This is a genomic window from Photobacterium toruni (assembly GCF_024529955.1).
Lineage (GTDB): Bacteria > Pseudomonadota > Gammaproteobacteria > Enterobacterales > Vibrionaceae > Photobacterium > Photobacterium toruni.
In genome coordinates this window covers 1,131,319-1,152,891 of sequence record NZ_AP024854.1, presented here as the reverse complement: position 1 = coordinate 1,152,891, position 21,573 = coordinate 1,131,319, and the positions used below count along the sequence as shown (strand labels likewise).

General features: G+C 35.5%; 20 protein-coding genes. 10 read left to right on the top strand and 10 right to left on the bottom strand.

Going from position 1 to position 21,573, the window contains the following annotated elements; genetic code table 11:
- Window positions 1–726 (bottom strand): 6-phosphogluconolactonase, encoded by a 726-nt coding sequence (gene pgl, locus OC457_RS05495; protein WP_080175810.1) that lies wholly within the window; start codon window positions 724–726, stop codon window positions 1–3.
- Window position 727: 1 nt separating this feature from the next.
- The gene (gene zwf, locus OC457_RS05490) at window positions 728–2,227 is read right to left on the bottom strand and encodes a glucose-6-phosphate dehydrogenase (protein WP_080175811.1); all 1,500 of its coding nucleotides are present in this window, start codon (window positions 2,225–2,227) and stop codon (window positions 728–730) included.
- A 605-nt stretch (window positions 2,228–2,832) separates the two neighbouring features.
- Between zwf and OC457_RS05485 the strand changes: the two genes are divergently transcribed.
- Window positions 2,833–3,168: a PBPRA1643 family SWIM/SEC-C metal-binding motif protein gene (locus tag OC457_RS05485; RefSeq protein ID WP_080175812.1), complete on the top strand. Its 336-nt coding sequence runs from the start codon at window positions 2,833–2,835 to the stop codon at window positions 3,166–3,168.
- A gap of 122 nt (window positions 3,169–3,290) precedes the next feature.
- Window positions 3,291–3,758 carry an RNA methyltransferase gene (locus tag OC457_RS05480; protein WP_045043652.1) on the top strand — a complete coding sequence of 156 codons (468 nt, stop codon included), beginning with the start codon at window positions 3,291–3,293 and terminating at the stop codon, window positions 3,756–3,758.
- A gap of 58 nt (window positions 3,759–3,816) precedes the next feature.
- Here the strand turns inward: OC457_RS05480 and OC457_RS05475 are convergent, their stop codons facing one another.
- A complete protein-coding gene (locus OC457_RS05475) occupies window positions 3,817–5,952 on the bottom strand; it encodes a GGDEF domain-containing protein (RefSeq protein WP_235866979.1) in 2,136 nt (711 codons plus the stop codon).
- Window positions 5,952–7,208, bottom strand: a complete 1,257-nt coding sequence (locus OC457_RS05470; protein WP_235866980.1) for a sugar ABC transporter substrate-binding protein — start codon at window positions 7,206–7,208, stop codon at window positions 5,952–5,954. The genes OC457_RS05475 and OC457_RS05470 overlap by 1 nt, the downstream gene beginning before the upstream one ends.
- A 230-nt stretch (window positions 7,209–7,438) precedes the next feature.
- On the opposite strand from OC457_RS05470, the gene OC457_RS05465 reads away from it, so the two are divergent.
- Window positions 7,439–7,984: a C40 family peptidase gene (locus OC457_RS05465; protein WP_306341395.1), complete on the top strand. Its 546-nt coding sequence runs from the start codon at window positions 7,439–7,441 to the stop codon at window positions 7,982–7,984.
- A gap of 19 nt (window positions 7,985–8,003) precedes the next feature.
- Here the strand turns inward: OC457_RS05465 and OC457_RS05460 are convergent, their stop codons facing one another.
- From OC457_RS05460 to OC457_RS05435, 6 genes are all read right to left on the bottom strand, one after another.
- A complete protein-coding gene (locus tag OC457_RS05460; RefSeq protein ID WP_080175814.1) occupies window positions 8,004–8,798 on the bottom strand; it encodes a phosphorylase in 795 nt (264 codons plus the stop codon).
- A 411-nt stretch (window positions 8,799–9,209) separates the two neighbouring features.
- Complete coding sequence (locus OC457_RS05455; RefSeq protein WP_080175815.1) at window positions 9,210–10,370, bottom strand: amino acid permease; 1,161 nt, start codon at window positions 10,368–10,370, stop codon at window positions 9,210–9,212.
- Window positions 10,371–10,815: 445 nt separating this feature from the next.
- Window positions 10,816–11,202, bottom strand: a complete 387-nt coding sequence (locus OC457_RS05450) for a DUF805 domain-containing protein (RefSeq protein ID WP_080175816.1) — start codon at window positions 11,200–11,202, stop codon at window positions 10,816–10,818.
- A gap of 18 nt (window positions 11,203–11,220) precedes the next feature.
- On the bottom strand, window positions 11,221–11,496 hold the full coding sequence (locus tag OC457_RS05445) for a hypothetical protein (protein ID WP_080175817.1): 276 nt from the start codon (window positions 11,494–11,496) through the stop codon (window positions 11,221–11,223).
- A 101-nt stretch (window positions 11,497–11,597) separates the two neighbouring features.
- Entirely contained in the window at window positions 11,598–12,779 is a 1,182-nt protein-coding gene (locus OC457_RS05440) for a NupC/NupG family nucleoside CNT transporter (protein ID WP_390948686.1), read from the bottom strand.
- A 305-nt stretch (window positions 12,780–13,084) separates the two neighbouring features.
- On the bottom strand, window positions 13,085–13,999 hold the full coding sequence (locus OC457_RS05435) for a LysR family transcriptional regulator (protein ID WP_080175819.1): 915 nt from the start codon (window positions 13,997–13,999) through the stop codon (window positions 13,085–13,087).
- Window positions 14,000–14,301: 302 nt separating this feature from the next.
- Between OC457_RS05435 and OC457_RS05430 the strand changes: the two genes are divergently transcribed.
- From OC457_RS05430 to OC457_RS05400, 7 genes are all read left to right on the top strand, one after another.
- Window positions 14,302–15,123 (top strand): phosphate ABC transporter substrate-binding protein, encoded by an 822-nt coding sequence (locus tag OC457_RS05430; protein WP_080175820.1) that lies wholly within the window; start codon window positions 14,302–14,304, stop codon window positions 15,121–15,123.
- Between the two features lie 97 nt (window positions 15,124–15,220).
- A complete protein-coding gene (pstC, locus tag OC457_RS05425; RefSeq protein WP_080175821.1) occupies window positions 15,221–16,132 on the top strand; it encodes a phosphate ABC transporter permease subunit PstC in 912 nt (303 codons plus the stop codon).
- A 6-nt stretch (window positions 16,133–16,138) separates the two neighbouring features.
- Window positions 16,139–17,038 (top strand): phosphate ABC transporter permease PstA, encoded by a 900-nt coding sequence (pstA, locus tag OC457_RS05420; protein ID WP_080175822.1) that lies wholly within the window; start codon window positions 16,139–16,141, stop codon window positions 17,036–17,038.
- 15 nt (window positions 17,039–17,053) lie between these two features.
- Complete coding sequence (gene pstB / locus OC457_RS05415; protein ID WP_080175823.1) at window positions 17,054–17,803, top strand: phosphate ABC transporter ATP-binding protein PstB; 750 nt, start codon at window positions 17,054–17,056, stop codon at window positions 17,801–17,803.
- A 189-nt stretch (window positions 17,804–17,992) separates the two neighbouring features.
- Window positions 17,993–18,337, top strand: a complete 345-nt coding sequence (locus OC457_RS05410) for a DUF1971 domain-containing protein (protein WP_080175824.1) — start codon at window positions 17,993–17,995, stop codon at window positions 18,335–18,337.
- Between the two features lie 721 nt (window positions 18,338–19,058).
- Complete coding sequence (locus tag OC457_RS05405) at window positions 19,059–20,714, top strand: mechanosensitive ion channel family protein (protein ID WP_080175826.1); 1,656 nt, start codon at window positions 19,059–19,061, stop codon at window positions 20,712–20,714.
- A gap of 355 nt (window positions 20,715–21,069) precedes the next feature.
- A complete protein-coding gene (locus tag OC457_RS05400) occupies window positions 21,070–21,513 on the top strand; it encodes an META domain-containing protein (protein ID WP_080175827.1) in 444 nt (147 codons plus the stop codon).
- Window positions 21,514–21,573 lie beyond the last annotated feature (60 nt).

The window sequence follows — 21,573 nt, the reverse complement described above, 5'->3', positions numbered from 1 at the left end:
TTATTCTCCTTGTGCAAGCAGTTTTGCCGCTGCTGCATCTAAATACCATTCTGTTTCGCCATGAGACGCTTTAATTTTTGCCGCAGGGTAAACTAACTCTGCTGCCGGTAAACTATTTATTTCATGTAAGACTTCAGCCTTACCTTCACCCAATACCAAATAAGTAATGCGATCTGCATTTTCAAGTAAACGTGCTGTTTTTGAAATACGTAATTGACCGCTTTGTGGCTGAGTGGCAATCACTGCTAATGCAGGATCATCAAAATCAGTTTGATGTGGAAATAAAGACGCAGTATGGCCATCACCCCCCATGCCCAGTAAAATCCAATCAAAGGCTGGCAAACCATTACGGTGTGGAATCACTGCATCCATTTCAGCTGCAAAACGGGCGCATTCAGCAACGGGTTCTGCTTCACCACGAATACGATGAATATTTTCAGCAGGGATCGCGATATGTTTAAACAGCAGCTCATTCGCTTCACCGAAATTACTTTCAGCATCGGTTGGTGCAACACAACGCTCATCACCCCACCAAAAATGAAGATTATTCCATTGAATATTGTTCGCAAAAGGCATCTGCGCTAATACGTTAAACAATAATTTAGGTGTACTACCACCAGATAATGAAATATGTACGGCATGATCTTGCTGACTCATCGCTTGCATGGTTTTAGCAAGTGAAATAACCACATCTTGCGGGGTATCAAACACTTTATAATTAAGCATGTTATAACTCACAATAATCCGTATTAGCTAAGTTCTTACATGGAAAACGCCATTGACGACCATCATTAATTAAAAGCTCATCAGCTTCTTTTGGTCCCCATGTACCTGCTGCATAACCAAATAGATGTTCAGGTTGTTCTTTATGATCAAGAATTGGTTGAACAAATTTCCAACACGCTTTTACTGCATCAGTACGAGCAAATAACGTTGCATCTTGTTTCATGCAATCTAATAATAAACGCTCGTACGCAGTCAGCATATTCATTGATTCAAGTTTGTCATAATGGAAGTCCATTGACACTTCTTGAGATTCAAAGCCAGCCCCTGGTTTTTTAAGGCCGAAGCTCATTAAGATACCTTCATCCGGTTGAATACGAATGATTAATTTATTCTCAGGTGCATTTGCGCCAAAGACTGGATGCGGTGTTTTCTTAAAATGAATAACAACTTCTGTCACACGTGTTGGTAATCGCTTACCTGTACGAACGTAGAACGGTACACCATTCCAACGCCAGTTCTCGATAAACATTTTCATGCCAACATATGTTTCAGTTCGAGATTCATCATCAACACCATGCTCTTGACGATAGCCTGCTAAATGCTTGCCGCGAACATCAGATTCAGTGTATTGACCTAAAACTAAATTGTTAGTCAGATCATCTTCGGATAAAGGTTTAAAGCTTTGCATCACTTTAACGACTTCATCACGAATAGAATCAGCGTTAATAGCCGCAGGAGACTCCATGCCCACCATCGCTAATACTTGTAATAAGTGGTTTTGGAACATATCACGTACAGCACCCGCACCATCGTAATAGCCACCACGATCTTCAACACCTAAAGCTTCAGATGCAGTAATTTCAACGTAATCAATAAAATTACGATTCCATAATGGTTCAAACATACCATTAGCAAAACGGAAAACTAATAAATTTTGTACCGTTTCTTTACCTAGATAATGGTCAATACGGTAAATTTGATGCTCTTGGAAACAAGCATGAATCTGCTTATCTAAAGAAATAGCTGATTCAAGATCATACCCAAATGGCTTTTCAACAATCAGATTTTTCCAACCGTCAGCTTCATCGTTAAGACCATGAGCAGCAAGACACTCAGGAATAACGCCATAAAGGCTAGGTGGTGTTGCAAGATAAAAAACCGCATTACCTTGAGTATGATGAGTATCTTTAAATATATCTAAACGCTGTTTTAATACTGCGTATTGCTCTGCATCAGAGGTGTTTAATGCTTGATAATATAAATGCTGACAAAACTTCGTTAATATTGCTGCATCTGTTTTTTCATTTTCTTCTAATGCAGAACGAAGCTTATCTCGAAATTCTTGATCGCTATATGCCGTGCGACTAACACCTAAAATTGCGAAATCTTCTGGCAATAAACCGTTAGCGTATAAGTGATAGAACGCAGGGATTAATTTTCGATGAGTCAAATCGCCTGACGCACCAAAAATCACAATTGCGTTATTTTCTGGTTTAACCATGTAATGTTCCCATTTATTTACAGATCATTCGACCTGGTATAGCAATCAATTGCTTGGTATAACGGGCCTCATTATGCCGTAATTTTCAATTTGTTCTCTATTTTTTCGAGATAAAAAGTGAAAATTTTTGTTATACCTTAATTATCATTTCAGCCAATTAGTAAATCCAGTCTGTAGCATTTATTGCTAATGTATTAACATATCAGCTAATTTTATACCGTTTACTGTTTCCATATTGTGTATATTAACGATTATTAGCAACAGTGATAGACGAAAAAACCTATTAATTTGATAGGTTTTTTCATTGATATAGTTAAATTTAACGCCTGACTACACATAACTGAGTTCTATTAACAGCCTAAGTGTGAAGATAATTTCAGGTCAATGCAATCGATTACTTGAATATAGGTAGAGAATCAAACATCGTCTGCTACATTTTTGAGCATATTTTATTACTACAGCATCTGCACAATACTTGATAAGCAACACAATGGCGGTTATTATGCCCGCAATTTCAGCCACCTTACTTTTGGTGGCTTTTTCGTTATTGAGCGCACTTATTAAATAATAAGAATGCTAATATTTCATAGTAAGTAGGTTATCCCATGTCTAAATTTTTCTATAAAGGTCGCATCGAAAAGAAGCCAAAACACAGCAGCTGTGGCTACAATACGAAGCGCGAAACTAAACTGGGCACGGAAACCAACCCACTCACATTAACTGTGAACTCAGAAGAACGTCAACAAGAACTAGAAGTGCAACTTGCAGAACAACAGCTTTTTGCAACTATTACAGTAGACGCTAATGCTGTTGAAGATATCGCAGAACTTACAGCAACGTTAAACAAACCAATCACAACAACATTTGATAAAACACCTAATCGTAATGATCCTTGCTCATGTGGCAGTGGTAATAAATACAAGAAATGTTGCGGTAAATAACCCCACAAATAAAAACAGGAGCCTAAGTTCCTGTTTTATTCTCACCTAACTCACCATACCTACTGCAAAAATATCGCCTTTAGGTATACAATCACGCCTCAATTTCTAAAGTAGATGTGCATATGAGCAAAAAAAGTCAGGGTTACTCTTGCGTAGGCCTTTTTAATCCCAAAACACCTGAAAACGTAGGATCAGTTATGCGAGCTGCGGGTTGTTATGGTGTCAACTCTGTCTTTTATACTGGCACTCGTTATGACCATGCTGCGCAATTTTGTACTGATACCAAAAATGTTGCGCTTGATATTCCATTAATTGGTGTTGAAGATCTAAAAGCAATTATTCCTGTAGGCTGTGTGCCCGTCGCTGTTGATTTAATTGATGATGCGAAGCCACTACCAGAATATAAACATCCCAGACGTGCGTTTTATATTTTTGGCCCAGAAGATGGTACATTAAAAAAAGATATCACCGATTTTTGTCGTGAAACTATTTACGTTCCAACTAAAGGTTGTATGAACCTTGCCGCTGCTGTGAATGTGATTTTATATGATCGAATGGCTAAAGGTGATAATTACTCGAATCATAAATAGCCAGTCTACATTTGATTAAAACCACTGCACTATTTTTTATATTGCAGTGGTTATATTATTATCTTTTAATACCCATTTTTTCATAGAAATAACGCTTATCTTTATACATTGCTTTATCTGCAACTAAACTAATTTGCTCTGCTGAATATTGATAGGTACTGGCATATCCAATAGCAAAATTAATTTCAACCCGCTTTCCATCAGGTAGACATGCATAATTAATTTGAGCGCGTACCTTTTCTAATCGATGCCATAAAACATCACAACTATCACAATTTCCAGCCTCTACAATAATTGCAAATTCATCACCACCAAGACGGTAAACTTTATCGGTTAAACGACAGGTTTCCACTAATAACCGACTGGTCTCTATTAATAATGTATCCCCCATGCTATGGCCATAACAATCATTTGCTCGTTTAAGACCATTAACATCCAATATAAACAGGCCAAAATGTCGCTCAGGATAACGATTAAATAATTGTATATGTTCTTCTAAATTGATATCAAATGCTTTTCTATTTGCTAATCCTGTTAATGAATCAGTAACCGCAATACGTGCCAACTCTTCATTTAATAACCGACCTTCTAATTCAGTCGCAAATTGACGAATAAACAGTGAAATAATTTCAAAATCATCATGTTGCAATTCCATATATTGCATTACAATGACACCAATAACATCATTTTGACTATTCTTTATTTTAAAACAATGTAAATATTTTTCACCATCTGGTAGACAATAATAATCACCACGATGGTTCTCTGGTAACACTTCCTTTACATCCAAATCCACCTTATATATATTTTCACACACCCATACATTATTATTATCAACATAAGTTCTCATCGCCCAACCGGCCATTGGATATAAGGCAACAACCTGTGTCATTATAGTTTCAATAATATTTCCAGCTTGTAAATCATGACTAAATGCTAATAATGATTGCAACATCGAACGTTGGTTTTTTTCTCTTAATAATGAATGACTTAATGCTAATGTTTTCTCTTTAACCTTTCTTTCTAATTGATCATTAAAGTTAACTAATTGTAAGTTAGCTTGCTCTTTTTCTAAATATGCAGCATTTAACTCACTATTAGTTACAGCTAAATCAGCAACTTGAGCCTGAATGGTTTTTGACATAGTCCGAATTAAGCGTTCAACCATAACAAACTCAGTAAATCGCAATTCTTCATCTGAGCATTTATATTCACCTCGAGAATAAGCTCGCACAATTTCCATTAGTCCACCTAATGGACGAGCAATCCAACGATATATCATACCAGCACTAAATAGTGACAGAAAAATAATAATAACACCAAATATTGTTATGTATTTCAGAGAGTTAATATACGGGCTTTTGCCAATATATTTGTCTATATATACTGCCATTGTGTATTCAATCGGCTCAGAAATATATTTATTTTCTAACTTTATATTTATAATTTTATTTATAGTTGGTGTTAGTTTATTTATAACCCCTTGAGAAATAATAATATTATTTTTATCATCCAATTTATTATCACCTCCTTTGGGATTATTTGTAAAAACAACGAGCTCGCCATCTTTTAAATAAGGTTGTAATACTTTAATAATATTTTTAATGGGTACAACAACAATTAAATATCCTAATGGTTTACGTTTTAAGCCATTTGTCATCGATTGAAAAATAGGAACACCAACAATAATTCCTCGACGTGTCGGATTAAATTTAAGTGGCATTAGATCTTCATCATTATAATAAAATACCCATTGTTTTCCCTTTTTATTATGCTGAGAAATACGAGGAGTAAAACTATTTTCCAGCTTAAAAAAAGAAGATAGCCCATAGATACCATTATAATTTTCGATTTCATTCCATTGGTCATCAACTAAATAAGCAGCTTGAATTAATGGTGTATTTCTAACTAATGTTCCTAAAGAGTTATTAACATGACCTGCAAGAAAAAAATTATCTATGGCTTGTACAAATAATCGGTCTCGAGATAATACATCTAAGCTTGTTGATAATAATGAAAAACGATAATCAAATTCTTGTTCGATAGTATGAGATAATCGATTTAGCATATCAATACGATAATTCTCTTCAACATCAGATTGTTGTTTTAAAAGTAACCCGCCGACAATCGCAGCAGGCACAACAGCAATAATTAACATTAACAATGCTAATGATGATTTTAGACGTAATTTCATCAATGATTATCCAAATATTGAAGCTGTTTTATCGCCATTTTCTGCATATATTCAGCTGTGTAGGTTGCTGTTGCTCCAGCTTGATAATGTTGAAAACCGATTGCTATAGCCTGCCATGAAATAGCCATATTCATCGTTGACGGCATCGATTTTGTCAATGCCATTTGATTAAACATAACTAAATCATCCCCATCAGCTCGTGCTTTAAGTTGCTTATAATACGCTGCTGATATTGGTAACAAATGGGTTTTGCTATACACAACTTTCTGATTGCTTAATTGTTGAACAAACTTAGAAAAGTGTTTAATTACTTGCAACTTCTCTTTTGAACGCTCTGAATCACGGGGAAAAGCTAACACAAATGTACTAGACATAGGATATATTATTTTACCATCAACTTTAGGTAATAATGCCACACCAAGATTATCTCCAAGCATCATTTTTAAATCATTGTATGCCCAATCACCATTAATAGAATATGCACTTCGACCTTTAATAAAATCTAACTGAGAACAGCGATAATCACAATCGCGATTAACAACTCCTTGATCAGCCAACGAATGATAATATTTTAATGCTTCAACCATTGCTAGTGTATTCAGTTTAATTTTTCCATCGACGATAGGCCACCCATTAAAGGCTGATAAAAAAGGAACAAAATAATACATATCATTATAATTCCACCCCATTGGCATAATATTTTTATCTAAAAATTGTTTTTTTTCTAAAATAATATTTCTAAAATCTGTTGCAGGCTGCCTTACATATTTTTTATTATAATACAATAATAAAAAATTCCCTTGAATAAGAGGAATTCCCCAATATTTCCCATCTAATTCTACAGAAGCTTTTACTTCTGGACTAAGCTTACCTCTATACCAATCTTGAGGAATAGAGGATAAATTCATCATCTTATGCAATCCCAAAAAATCTGAAGGAATAACAATAAGATCTGGTAAACGCCCACCTTGAGCACTTAATAAAATTTCTGCTTTCACCTCTGACGGATCAAGTTGTATAACTGATATATTAACATCATGGTTTTTTTTATATTTATCAATCACTAATGTTAAAAAATCACGATTCTGATGCGAAGACCAAATAGTTAAGGTCGGTATTGCTAATGTTGTTTTTGAAAAAAACAATATTAATAACAAAAAAGAAAAATGAATAGTGTTTAATAAATTATTTGATATTTTTTTAATCATATCTAAACATATTTTTTGATATATTTTATACGGCATATAAAAACTCATAGTTAAAAACTCTCATTTAACTAAGAGCTGCACTAAAAAATTATAAATTAATATTTACTAATAATGACTGTAGGTTATACCTAACACTGAAATATAATTTGATATTAATCAATAATAATAATGTTTAGTATCTATTGTAAACTGTAGATAAACCTTTATTATCAAAATAAATACATATTAACTTTATAAATATAGAAATAATAACAGCCATGAATAAATCCTATAGAATCATGTTTACTGCATCATTATTACTTATCATTTTTTTCGAATCTAATGTAAGCGCTAGTCCTACAATAGCTCAAAAAATCAATATATTAAACACAAAAAACATTAGTCAACCGAGTACTAAAAAAACAATAGATACACATAAAATGATTGCTTTCGCGAAGAAATATAAAGGAACACCTTACGCTTGGGGAGGAATGACTTCAAAAGGATTTGATTGTTCAGGATTCATTCAATATATTTATAAAAATTTTAATATTTCAATTCCAAGAACAACAGCAAGCTATACGCAACTATTTGATAATTCAGTACCACTAAAAAATGCTAAAGTTGGCGATCTTATTGTTTTTACAGGCACAAATTTAAAGATAAGAAAGCCTGGTCACGCTGGTATTATTACTGAGATCAAACCTGGTTTACTTAAATTTATTCATAGCTCATCGTCTAAAAAGCACTTTGGTGTCACCGAAACCAGTTATTACCAAAGTGGTTATCCAAAACGTTTTTTGACGGTGATACGAATGCCTAATCCATCAAAAAAAGAATATTAATACTCCAAGCCTTATTACTTTAAGGTCTAACACACTCCGTTAATAGTCGTAAGCAACCATACTTTATTAGCCAATCATATTGCTGTTGATCTTTTACCAAAAAACAACCCGAGTAATTCAAAGCATTAGCAAAAATATCACCAATATGATTCGTTAACCGAGGGATAACCAGCATCCAGTGCTGAGTTAATAAAATATTATAAGGTAAGCACTCTATAGGCTCATTGCTATTTAACGTAACCTTTTTGGGTGTTAACCCCAAGTCATGCATTGCTGCCAAATAACAAAAATAAACTTTTTCACTATTAATACGATCAAAAGTGAATAATTTATGTCGAAACGGCAACTTACCCGCCACAATCATAGTCTCTAACGGGATCAGCGTTTTCATCAGTTGCATATGTCGATGACGTTGACTCGCACCTGCTTCTGATGCTGAATTAAAAAAACCTAATACATTTGAATATGTTATGCCTTGTATCCAAGCTGAAAAATCATAAAGATCAAGTAAGGAGGACTGATTAACAAATGTTTTACTACAAATAAGTAAATGGGGTTCCTCTATTGGATATTTATTTAATAGACACACATGTTCATGCCCTACAGTATCAACAAACATTTGTTCATCATATGGTAAAAATGGATTGCTCTGTGTTAGTCCTTGTTGCATTTTTTTATTAAGATTGTCATTCATGATCTTTATAAAAAAATCAATGCCTTGCTCAGAAACAACTGAGCTCTTAGTCGCAATTGGCAACAATACTTGTGCGTCTCTCGCATCTTTAGCAACTGTTAAAGCTTTATCCCATAGCATCTACAATACCTGCAACTATTCTAATTATTAGAAAATAAAACAACCCTAATCACTCACCTAATAAAAAAAGAGTAATATTAGATCCCAATCATAGATGTGTAATTTAATCTTTACACTTTTTGCAAAAAATTCGCATCACTAAAAACGTCCTGACGATAGCCCTTATTACTGAAACTTTGTATTATTACATCAGTTAGATCTATCAATCGCCTACGATATTACATCGTACTCCAAGCCGTTTATAGATCTTAATGATTTAACTTTATACTGGTCATATAAAGCGCTTTAAAGGGTATATCAGATCGGTCAATCTGTTACCCTACTCCTTCCTAATATATTCAATTCTTTGTTTTAAAGATCAAAAAACGCTCACTTGTAACATCATGAGCGTTTCATGTCAGTCTTAACTCACTAAATCAATTGAGCGCCAATTAAGAAACAACCAAAAAGTAAACTCATCAACATTGCCAATGAACCACCTCCAACTTGATAATCAGTACTTTGCTCTACCTGCGACGTTTTTCGAATATTGTGAATCATTAACATTGGTATAAAAACAGCAATAAAAACCAGAATTAATCCAGCGTAATTTAGCACCGATAAAAATTGATTTGCGGCAAAAATTGCCCCGAGTAACGGTAAAATAAACGTCAAAATGTAGGTTACAGCACGATTTTGTCTAAATAAATCAACATTCTGATCAAACAGTGACATAGCTACGCCTAAAAATGACGTTAATAATGCTAAGCCAGTAAATACTGACAAAATAATATGTATACCAGAGAATCGAGTGCTCAATGCGTCAATCAATACAGAAACATTATCAAATTTAACCAATTGTTCTGCTGATAAACTACCGACAACGGCATATAGCCAAAGTAAATAACAACCTAATGGGATCAATGAGCCTAATAGCACCATATTTCTTAGTTGCTTATGACTCGCTTTATCATTGTATGACACTAATGAAGGAATAACGGGAAAGAACCCAAAACTGGTGAACAATACCGCACTGGTTTTAATTAAATCAATATTGCTATTATTACTCGCTTCAAAAAGGTGATTAAAACTCATTCCGGGTATTAATGCACATAAAGTAATAACTAATACGGCAACCATAATTAGAAATAGAACACGATTTAGCTTATCAACGACTCCAGTTCCTGCTGCGACAATGAAACCAGCAAGCACCGTAAAGAGGATCTGACTTTGTAACATTGATAGTTCAAAACCAAAACCAGTCGTCATTTTTTGTAGTAAATCACCAGCACCAATAATGTAAGCCATTAATAAACAAACTAATAAGGCATATAGCAATCCATTAGTAACTAATTGACCGCCTTTGCCTAATGTTTTTCGTGCAATGGTGTTCATGCCTAAACCACCACCGACTTTAATGCTCGCTTCTAATAATAATAAAGCAGCGTAAGTTGTACCACTCCATATTAGTAGCATTAATAAAGAACCAGATAACAAACCAAACTGTGCCAATACCATCGGTATAGCAAGCATGCCTGCACCTAACGCTGTGCCTGCAATAATCAGCGAACTTCCTAATAATTTAGTATTCATATTTTTCTCTTTTCTTATTGTTAGATATAGCAATTCATATATCTATAATCAGATACATGAGTTATAACCTGTGATTTTTAATCAATAACAAGTGCGGTTACAAAGAACCGTTACTAAATCGGAAACTAAAATAAGAGGCAGAAAAAAAGGCCATTACAGTGTATACCACATTAAAAAAAGACCTCTGCGGTATCGATGATAAGGGGGGTTCATATTGATGGTATTGTGTCATTATCGTACTCCTAAACGATGAAACTCAGTTTATTAGCGATATTCGGTCAGAATATAATCGCTGTTTCGGTCAAAACAGTATGGTCAGCTAATAGCATCATACTAAAGCACATTGTTCAGGAATGGAATGAATGATTCTATTTCTGTTTCCATTCCATAAAAAAACCCAATCCGAAGACTGGGTTCAATGTATTTAATCAAGATATCAATAGATTTAAACACTTAATGTTGAATTATCATTCTGTTTAGGATTATTACCAAAGCGGTTGCTGCCGTCGGTACTGTTTTGCACCATAAAATAAAGCAGAACTAAAATACCAACAATCGGAATTAGCATAATTAATGCCCACCAACCAGTACGATCTTGATCATGTAAACGACGAACAGTAACAGCCACTGTCGGAATAAAGGCAAAAGCTGCATATAACGCCGCTAATACACCATACCCTTCCATTACTGTCGGTAATTGCAATGTCGTATCAACAAGGCTACATGCCATGCTTATAAATGCGTTAATTAAGGTAAAAAACCAAAATTCTTTTCTGCGTGAACGCCCTTGAAATTGAGCATATTTACTAAGAACTAAAAAATACCAATTCATTCTTTTTCCTTGTTAATATTAATAACGCTTAATCCGAACAACTTTCATTATCTCAAATTCTAAGCCAGCAACAACGATTGTATCAACATAATAAGTCATATTTACTTTTGCACCAGTTAGACTTTTATATTTTGATTTTCGTTTAAATTTAAAAGGTACATTATAACCATCAATCATCAATGAGTGCTGTATCCATTCACCATCATCTCGTTGAGTATGAGAATACACCGTTAAGCCCTCACTATGAATGAGTTGTTCGTGCTTAGCAATGAGCTTATCGCTATCAGATTTCATTGATTATTCTCCCAATTATTTTATTGATGCTTTTTTCTAGATGCAAAAACAGAGAGCTAGGCTCTCTGTTTATTTTAATCGTGTACTTGAATATATTACTCTTAAAGAGGAAGAAATAAACCCGCTAATGTTGCACTCATTAAATTAGCTAAGGTTGCAGCAAAAATAGCTTTCATGCCTAAGCGTGCTATTTCCGGACGACGTTTAGGAACAATACCGCCTAATCCGCCCATCAGCATTGCAATAGAAGTTAAGTTTGCAAAGCCACACAAAGCAAAAGTGACAATTGCTTGTGAGTGCTCACTTAATTTAGCTAACGTTTCAGGTTTCATTAACTCAGCAAATGCAATGAACTCATTAACAGCGATCTTTGTACCAATAAGACTCGCAGCAGTGGTTGCTTCCGACCAAGGCACACCAATTAACCAAGCAACAGGCGCAAACAAGTAACCAAAAATCAGATTTAAGCTAAGATCGTTGATACCAATCCAATGGCCAATATGTTCTAACCCACCATTTACCATTGCAATTAAACTAATAACCGCTAATAGACTTGCGCCAACGGCCATCGCAATTTGTAAGCCACTTAAAGCACCACGAGAAGCCGCATCGACTAAGTTAACAGGTTCATCTTCTTCACCGTCATCTTCTTCTTCCATGCTGTGTACGCCTTCAGTTTGTGGCACGATCAATTTTGCCATCATTAATCCAGCAGGAGCAGACATAAAACTTGCAGCGATAAGATATTTTAGTTGTACTCCAAGTCCGGCATAACCGACCATAGTACCACCAGCAACAGAAGCTAAACCGCCAACCATTACTGCAAATAATTCAGAACGTGTCATTCGAGCTAGGAATGGACGAACAACCAATGGTGCTTCTACAGAACCAACAAAAATATTTGCTGTTGCAGACATAGATTCAGTACGTGTCGTGCCGAGTATACGCTGTAATAAACCACCAATGCCGCGGATCACCCATTTCATGATGCCCACGTAATATAATACGGAAATTAATGCTGAAAAGAAGACAATAGAAGGTAAGACATTAACCGCAAAAATAAAGCCTAGTTTAAATTGAGCTAACTGCCCAAATAAGAAAGATGTTCCTTCGTGGCCATATTCAATAACGCCAGATACTGCACCAGATACACTATTTAGTACCACACGGCCAACAGGTACATAAAGAATAAAAGCGGCAAATACAACCTGAATACAAAAAGCACCAAGTACACTCCGCCAGTTCACTGCAGATCGATTTTCAGAAAATAAAAAACCTACCATGAAAATTATAAATATACCGAGTATGCCGATGAGATAATGCAAAGTTATTCCCCAATGTTTGGTGTAGTAAACGATTGCGGAAAGAGTGTATTCATAAAAAAAAGTGTGACAAGGATCAAATTGTTACTGCAAATAACAGAAATCTAACAAATCACCGCTAAATTGCATTATTTTCAGTCTAAGCAAACGAATTTCGTCGTATTAGTTCCCCTGAGGGATACTATTACCCCCAATAATTACAATTTGAAACATTTATCCCCGCTTTTAAGCCAACCGTTTGCGTAAGATCGCTGTTTTTTACATCATTACCATTTACACGTAATATTACCAATATCTATATGACGACGAATAAACTCGATAAATAGATTTACTTTGTTAGGTAAAAATTTATGTCTTGGGTAAACCGCATAGAGCGGCATATGTTGAGTTAGTTGCCAATCGGGCATCAGCCTAATTAACTTACCTTGACGGATCTCATCAGTTAATAAGTATGTCGCTAAATAGCCAATACCATTTCCCGCAATCGTCGCATCACGAACAGCGTCTGCAGAGTCAACTCGATAATTACCTGTAACTTTAATATCCTGATTTTTATTTTGTTGACTAAAACTCCAGACGTTATCTTTGCGTTCACGACTAAAATAAATAATACAATTATGTTCTGTTAGGTCACTTGGTTGATAAGGCACACCATGCGTTGCTAAATATTCAGGACTTGCCACCAGCACAAAATCACAATTACTCAAATGACGAGCCACAAAACCTTCGGGTGGTGAGTCCATAAATCCGATCCAAAGATCGAGCTGTTCTGCGATTAAATCAACCCGATGATCAAACAAACTTAATTCTAAATTAATTAATGGATGCTGAGCATGGAACTCATTGATATAAGGGGCAACATGATTAGAAGCAAAAGATTGTGCAATCCCCACACGTAACAGACCTTGAGAATTATCTTCACTCCCTAACAGCTCACTTTCAGCTTCATTTATCTCTTCCACTACTTTTTCACAGTGTTTCGCAAATAAACGTCCCGCTTCTGTTAATGCAAAAGATCGGGTTGTGCGTTGCACCAATTGCACGCCAAGTCGTAATTCAAGCTGTTGAATCAATTTACTCACTTGAGTACGAGAGATATCAAGTAATTGTGCTGCTTTAGTAAAGCTTTGCTGTTTTGTTAGTGCGTTAAAAACAATCATCTGCTGGGCTTTTTTTAACATCTACAACCTTTATTTCTAATAAAAAATCATGATAACTAAGATACGTTAATCTTGCTGTTATCGTAAGATTACTTCTAATTGATAGTATATGTTATCTCGTTATTTACTGAATCCTGATTCTTTCTATTCATTCGCAATAACATACAACAATCGAATATTTGGCTACATAATTCTCTGTGTTTTATTACAACATTCATAGAGTGTTCAAACTTCTGAAACATTATTGTCATATAACTTTTCTACTCTTTGTCGTGTTCATTCAAACCTATTGGCGTTTTGCCCAACAAGAAAGGATTAGGAAAATGAAAACAAAGATTATCGGCGCAATTGTTGTTGCAAGTTCATTTGCTGTTAGTTCTACAGCGTTTGCTGGCGAGACTATCTCTGTTGTAGGTTCTAGCTCTGTTTCTCCACTCATGGAAGTATTGGGCGAAACATATGCAAAATCTAACGATACCAAGGTAGAAGTTCAAGGTCCTGGATCATCAGCTGGTATCCGTGTTGCTCATGATGGTTCAGCTGATTTAGGAATGTCATCTCGTGGTTTAAAAACAACTGAAGAATCTCCCCAAATAAAAGAAGTTGTGATTGCTCGTGATGGCATTGCCGTTGTAGTTAACAACAACAACCCTGTCACCGATTTAACTAAAGAACAAATTGCTGAAATCTACAAAGGTAATGTAACCAATTGGAACCAAGTCGGTGGTGAAGATAAACCCATCGTTGTCGCTACTCGTGATACCGCCTCAGGTACTCGAGGGGCATTTGAAGACATTATGTCACTAACAAAAAAAATTAATGATATTAAGGTCTCTGCTATTTCCCAAAAAGCACAAGTTGCTAGCGGTAATGGTCAATTAAAAACAACCGTAGCTAACAACCCTTTTGCTATCGGCTATATTTCACTCGGCTCAGTTGATAATACCGTTAAACCACTAACAATTGACGGTCATAAACCATCAATCGCTGCAATTAAAGCGGGTGATTATAGCGTTCAACGTCCATTTATTGTGGTTTATAAAGACGGACGTCCCTCAGCAGAAGCATTGAAATTTCTAACATGGGTCCAATCACCCATCGCACAGAAAATTGTTGCCGATAAAGGTTTCATCTCAATCAATTAATTAATTTTTATTTTAACGCTCGACTTATTAGAGTTGAGCGTTTTTGACTTCTCAGAAATAGGCTACTCATTGGTATCCTTTCTGGAGTGTAGATTATATGACCATCGCAAATATTGAAAAATCAACAAAAGCTATTCCACGGCTAAAGTCAAAAAAACGTATTGACTGGCGTGAAATGTTCTTTAAATATCTCTTTATGCTCAGTGCCGCAATCGGCATCTTATCACTCGTTACTATTGGCTACTTTATTTTCCGTGAAGGCTATGCCGCTTTTGCCCATTCAGGTGTTACAGGCATTGTATTAGGCACTGATTGGTTGCCTCCCGCACTCTATGGTATTGCTCCAATGATTGTTGCCTCACTGGTTTCAACAGCAGGTGCGGTAATGATAGGTGTTCCTATTGGTGTATTAACAGCCATCTTTATTGCAGAAGTAGCACCCAGACCACTAGCCAGTTTTATTCGCCCGATGATTGAACTATTAGCAGGAATTCCATCTGTTGTTTATGGCTTTTTTGGACTGGTTATTATTGTTCCGCTGATTCAAGAAATATTTAATGTCCCCGCAGGTAATACCATATTAGCTGGAATCATTGTGCTTGCCGTCATGATTCTACCTACAGTAATTACAATTTCTGAAACCTCTATTCGTGCAGTCCCGCGTACTTATAAAGAAGGTTCTTTGGCGCTAGGGGCATCACCCATGTTTACTATTTTCAAACTTATCGTTCCCGCGGCACGCTCAGGCATCATGACTGGCGTTATTTTAGGTGTCGCACGCGCACTTGGGGAAACGATGGCGATCATCATGGTTATGGGTAACTCTCCAGCGATGCCTGAGGGCTTACTTGAATCTGCTCGAACACTAACAGCAAATATTGCTATTGAAATGTCTTACGCAACCGGTATTCACGCCAGTGCATTGTATGCAACAGGTATTGTGTTGTTAGTCTTTATTATGACCCTAAACGGTGCGCTTCTTTATCTAAACCGTGAACGGGCGAGGTAATTCACAATGAATCATAGTCATACTTTATCAACTCAAACAAGCCGATTAGAAAATTCAAATCCAGCAGCACAAAAATTAAAAGATCGCCTATCTCTTACAATTATTTGGTTATCTGCTGGTGTTACCGTTGGCTTTTTATTATGGGTTATGTGGTACATTCTCAGCAACGGTCTTTCCCATGTTGATTGGTCTTTTATTAGTTCAAATTACACCACCATTGGTAAAGAATCTGGTATTTGGCCAATGATTGTCTCAACGATCTATATGGTATTTGCCTCAATTGCAGTTGCAGCACCATTAGGAATAATGACCGCTATTTACCTTACTGAATATGCCAAAATAGGCAGCCGTTTAGTTAAAGTGATCCGTTTTTGTACTGAATCTTTAGCTGGCATTCCTTCGATTATCTATGGCCTTTTCGGTATGACCTTTTTTGTAGTTATTCTCGGCTTTGGTTATTCAATCCTATCAGGCGCACTAACGTTAAGTATTTTGATTCTTCCAGTAATTATTCGTACCACTGAAGAAGCGTTAATGGCAGTACCACAAACCTACCGTGAAGGTTCATATGGCTTAGGGGCATCTAAGATTTATACTATCTGGCGACTCATTCTTCCTAGTGCAATGCCTGGAATTGTGACCGCTATTATCCTCAGCGTTGGTCGTGTTATTGGTGAATCAGCACCGGTATTTATGACCGCAGGTATGGTAGCGCATATTCCTGAGAGTGTATTTGACTCAGGACGAACGCTTACTGTTCACCTGTATAAACTAACGCAAGAACTCTACACCGTACATGAATGGAACCAAGCATATGGTACGGCTACGGTACTGATCATTGTTGTTCTTGTAATTAACCTAATAACCAAGCTTATCGCTAGCCGTTTTAATATTGCGACTTACTAAATTTTGGGGATACATATGAACAAATTTAACATTGAAAATTTAGACCTTTTTTATGGTCAAAACCAAGCATTAAAGAAAATTAATTTACCAATTCCTAACCGCCAAGTAACGGCACTTATTGGTCCATCTGGTTGTGGGAAATCAACGTTACTTCGCTGCTTAAATCGTATGAATGACTTGATTGAAGGTGTAACAATTAAAGGCTTACTTACTATTGATAATGAAAATGTCTATGGCAACATCGACGTCGCTCAATTACGCATTAAAGTCGGTATGGTATTTCAAAAACCCAATCCCTTTCCAATGAGTATCTATGAAAATGTTGCTTATGGTTTACGTGCTCAAGGGATCAAAGATAAAAAAACGTTAGACACTATCGTAGAGCAATCACTCCGTGGTGCAGCATTATGGGATGAAGTAAAAGATCGTTTGAAATCTCATGCTTTTGGTCTTTCTGGTGGTCAACAGCAACGTCTCTGTATTGCACGTACTATTGCAATGAAACCTGAAGTGATCTTAATGGATGAACCAACATCTGCACTTGATCCTATCGCAACCAAAAAAATTGAAGATTTAATGGAGACACTTAAAAAAGAATTTACTATCGTCATTGTTACCCACTCAATGCAACAAGCACGCCGTATATCAGATCGTACCGCATTCTTCTTAATGGGCGAATTAGTTGAACATGATGCAACCCAAAATATCTTTAACAACCCAACAGATGATCGGACTCGCGGTTATGTAAACGGTGATTTTGGTTAAGCGGTATACAACAAATAATAATAGCGATGGTACAACTTGCCTCTTCTCTATGAAGGGGCTTTTTTATTTTAACAAAATCATTAAATAACAATATCTTATTTCAATAAAAAATAACCATTTGCAACACCCATTAAAAAGATGTATTTTATTTGTATGTTTTAACAAGACCATTTCACAAAGGGGATTCCCATGTCAACAATTCCAAATGATTATGTAAATTATAAATCCACTCCTATTTTTACACCTGAAAATATTCCAAAGATGTTTCTTCACCTTCATAACACTCGTGCTAATGTTTATGGCAAAATTTGTGTATTACAAGGTCAATTGAAATTTTACGGTTTTAAAGATCAGCGTGGTGATATTGAGCAAGAAATCATTATCCATGCCGGTGATACAGCAATTAGTCCACCGCAATATTGGCATAAAGTAGAATTTTTAACTGCAGATACACAATTTCAAGTCCGTTTTTACGCACAAGAAAATAGTCAAATTGTACGTGATAATCTAAATGAACGTACACCTCAAGCATAATAATACGTAGCACAGGCTTACTGTTATCACTTAAATGTAAAATTAACCTTATAATGACAGTGCGTTAATTTTTATAAGCTAATCTTATCTATACAGAGCAATCGCTCACGGGTGCTGTATATTATTAAGGTGTAAGAATGTGCTATAAATTACCAATAACACAAGTAACATCATGGATAAATGTATTAACATCAACCAATATTCCAATAAGATCAGTGGGCCTATTGATTAATAATTCTGCTGTAACAAGTTCATTTTCAAGCCATTTCAATCATCTTAATATTAATACGTATCAATTAATAAAAGAGATAGATCCAACATTATTCATCAACGAAATTATTAATAGTGATTGTAATATTCTTATTGTCGATAGATCTCATTACACACACTTACAACAATTAATACCCTCTTATTCACAAAATAATAGTGTTATCGTATTGATACAAGAACCTTGGATACCCAATTGGACATGGGATTTCAAATAATGTCATTTTTTGTGCCAATCAGACCTCCCATAAATAATCCCCTAAATCTACCAATGAATAAATAAGATATCTGTCTAGTGTCATTTTTTCTACATAACATTGAATATATATAGCCGTAAGCGTCGATTTAGCTATAATTACAAACATTTGTCTAATGACAATAAATAGCTTGTTACCAATAGCATAGAAATTGGTAACATCATGTTTCCATATCACCAGCAGGAGTTTACCGCAATATGCGCTTACTGGTATTAATGCTTATCTTCGTTTCTACGCTGAGTTTTGCCGACACAAAACCACAATCGACACCTCATCAAGAAATTAATCTTGAATATCAACAACTTCAGAAACTTAACCTTGAACTAAACACATTAGCAAAAGAAGCAACATCAACAACTGGCTCATCACTTGATGTAGTTCGCTTACAATTGCTCAATAAGAACAAAGAATTAAGACAAACATTAACTGATTTAATTGACGATAAGCAAGCAGACAAAAAACTACTAATTAAACAAGTAGAACAACAAATAAAGTTTGCGGCTGAGGCTGAAAAATTTTTACAAACTAAAGTTGAACGTGATCAAAAAGAGCTTGATAAAGCAAAAGATACCGACAAATTAGTTGCTTTAAAAGCCCTTACTGAAAGTCGTGATTTTATCATTCTCGTTCTTAATGATGAATGGGAAAATTACCAATGGATGAAACGTTTAGGTAAACCACAACCTAACTCAGTTAAAGCACTTAAAAAGAATGTTGAGCACCGTCTTGACTTTATGTCAGCATCTCTGACTTTTGGTAGCCAAGCACTAGAGTTAAACAATAAACAAATAAAGTCAGCAACGGGCGATGAGTTAAAAGCATTACAAATCACCCAAATTTTATCTCAACGCCAAGTCGATAGTGATACAAAAAACTTAACAGATTTAGTTAAGCTTGCTGATAGCATGGGATTAGACACTGCTGAATATAAGCGTTTACTCTTTGAAAAAACGGGTAATGTAACTGATGATTTACTAAATAGTAAAGTTATGTGGTCAATTGTAACATCATGGACAACTGACTTTAGTTCATGGCTTTTTGAAAATTTACCACAGATGATCTTTAAAGTGATTATCTTTATATTTATTATTTTTGCATTCAAAACATTAAAGAATATTGTTCGTAAAATGGTGACACGCGCCGTATCGACAAAGAACTTAAAAATGTCGATGCTTATGCAAGAATTCTTTATTTCAATGTCAGGTAAAATTGTATTTGCGATTGGTATCTTAATTGCACTATCACAAGTAGGTTTAAACCTTGCCCCAATTTTAACCGGTTTTGGTGTTGCGGGTATTATTGTTGGTTTTGCATTACAAGATACATTGTCTAATTTTGCTTCAGGCATGATGCTGCTGATCTACCGTCCGTTTGATGTCGGTGATCTAGTTGAAGCGGGAAGTATTACTGGCAAAGTAAGCCACATGAGCCTAGTAAATACAACGATCAAAACATTCAGTAATGAAATTATTATCGTACCCAATAGTAAAATTTGGGGTGATATTATTAAGAACGTAACACATGAAAAAGTGCGCCGTATCGATATGATTTTTGGTATCGGTTATAGCGATGATATCGAAAAAACAGAACGTGTTTTACAAGAAATTGTTGAATCTCACCCTTCTGTTTTACGTAGCCCAGAGCCAACTATCAAGCTACACACATTAAATACATCTTCAGTTGATTTTATTGTTCGCCCTTGGGTTAAGACTGACGATTATTGGGATGTTTATTGGGACATCACGAGAGAAGTGAAAATGCGCTTTGATCGCGAAGGTATTTCAATTCCATTCCCACAGCAAGATGTGCATTTACACATGATTGAAAAAGCCATCGAATCAAAAACGGTATAATCACTCATAGTCAAAATATTAAAAGGGCAAGTACTTACTTGCCCTTTTCTTACGCTGACAATTAAGTGCAATGATCCTCTCATTAACTTAACAACAGTTTTGTTATTATCATTAAACATGTCACAAATATACCTTTAGTAACAAATAAATCCGCGAGATTACGCAATAAATAGGTATAATCGTAAAGAGCAAGTATTGAATTAACCTCAGTTTTTATTCAATATTCCCATAATCAGCATGAACGTTAACGCGCATGCATTAAAAAGAAATGACATTTATGTTGTCAAGCAAACTTCAACATTTTGTGTTTGCACTTTTGCTCATTTATTAATATTACTGTTCAGGAATAACTATAATGAAAAAGCGTCTATTAGCAGCAATGGTACTCCCGATGATGTTAGCTGCATGTTCAACAACAGGTCTTACTTCGAAAACACCACAATCAATAACTGCTTCTGAACTTGCTAACGGTAGCTGGTCGTTAGTGAAAATTGATAATCAAGTGCTTTCTCAACCAGTACCAACATTAGAGTTAGCCACTGATCTTGCAGCGAATGGACATGCAGGCTGTAATCGTTACTTTGGTCAGGCTGAAGTAAAGGAAGGACAATTCCGTATTGAAAAAATGGGAATGACAATGATGTTATGCCCAGATAGTGAAATGAAAGTTGAGCAAACATTTACACAATCGATGTCTGATTGGAATAAAGTTAGCGTTTCAGGCGATACAATGACAATGACAAATGCTAAGCATACGTTAACATTTGCTCGTGATATGGCAGCAACACCAGCAAAATAATCGCCTACAACCAAAAATAAGAGCTGTTTACACACTTTTGATAACAAATAAATGTGTGTA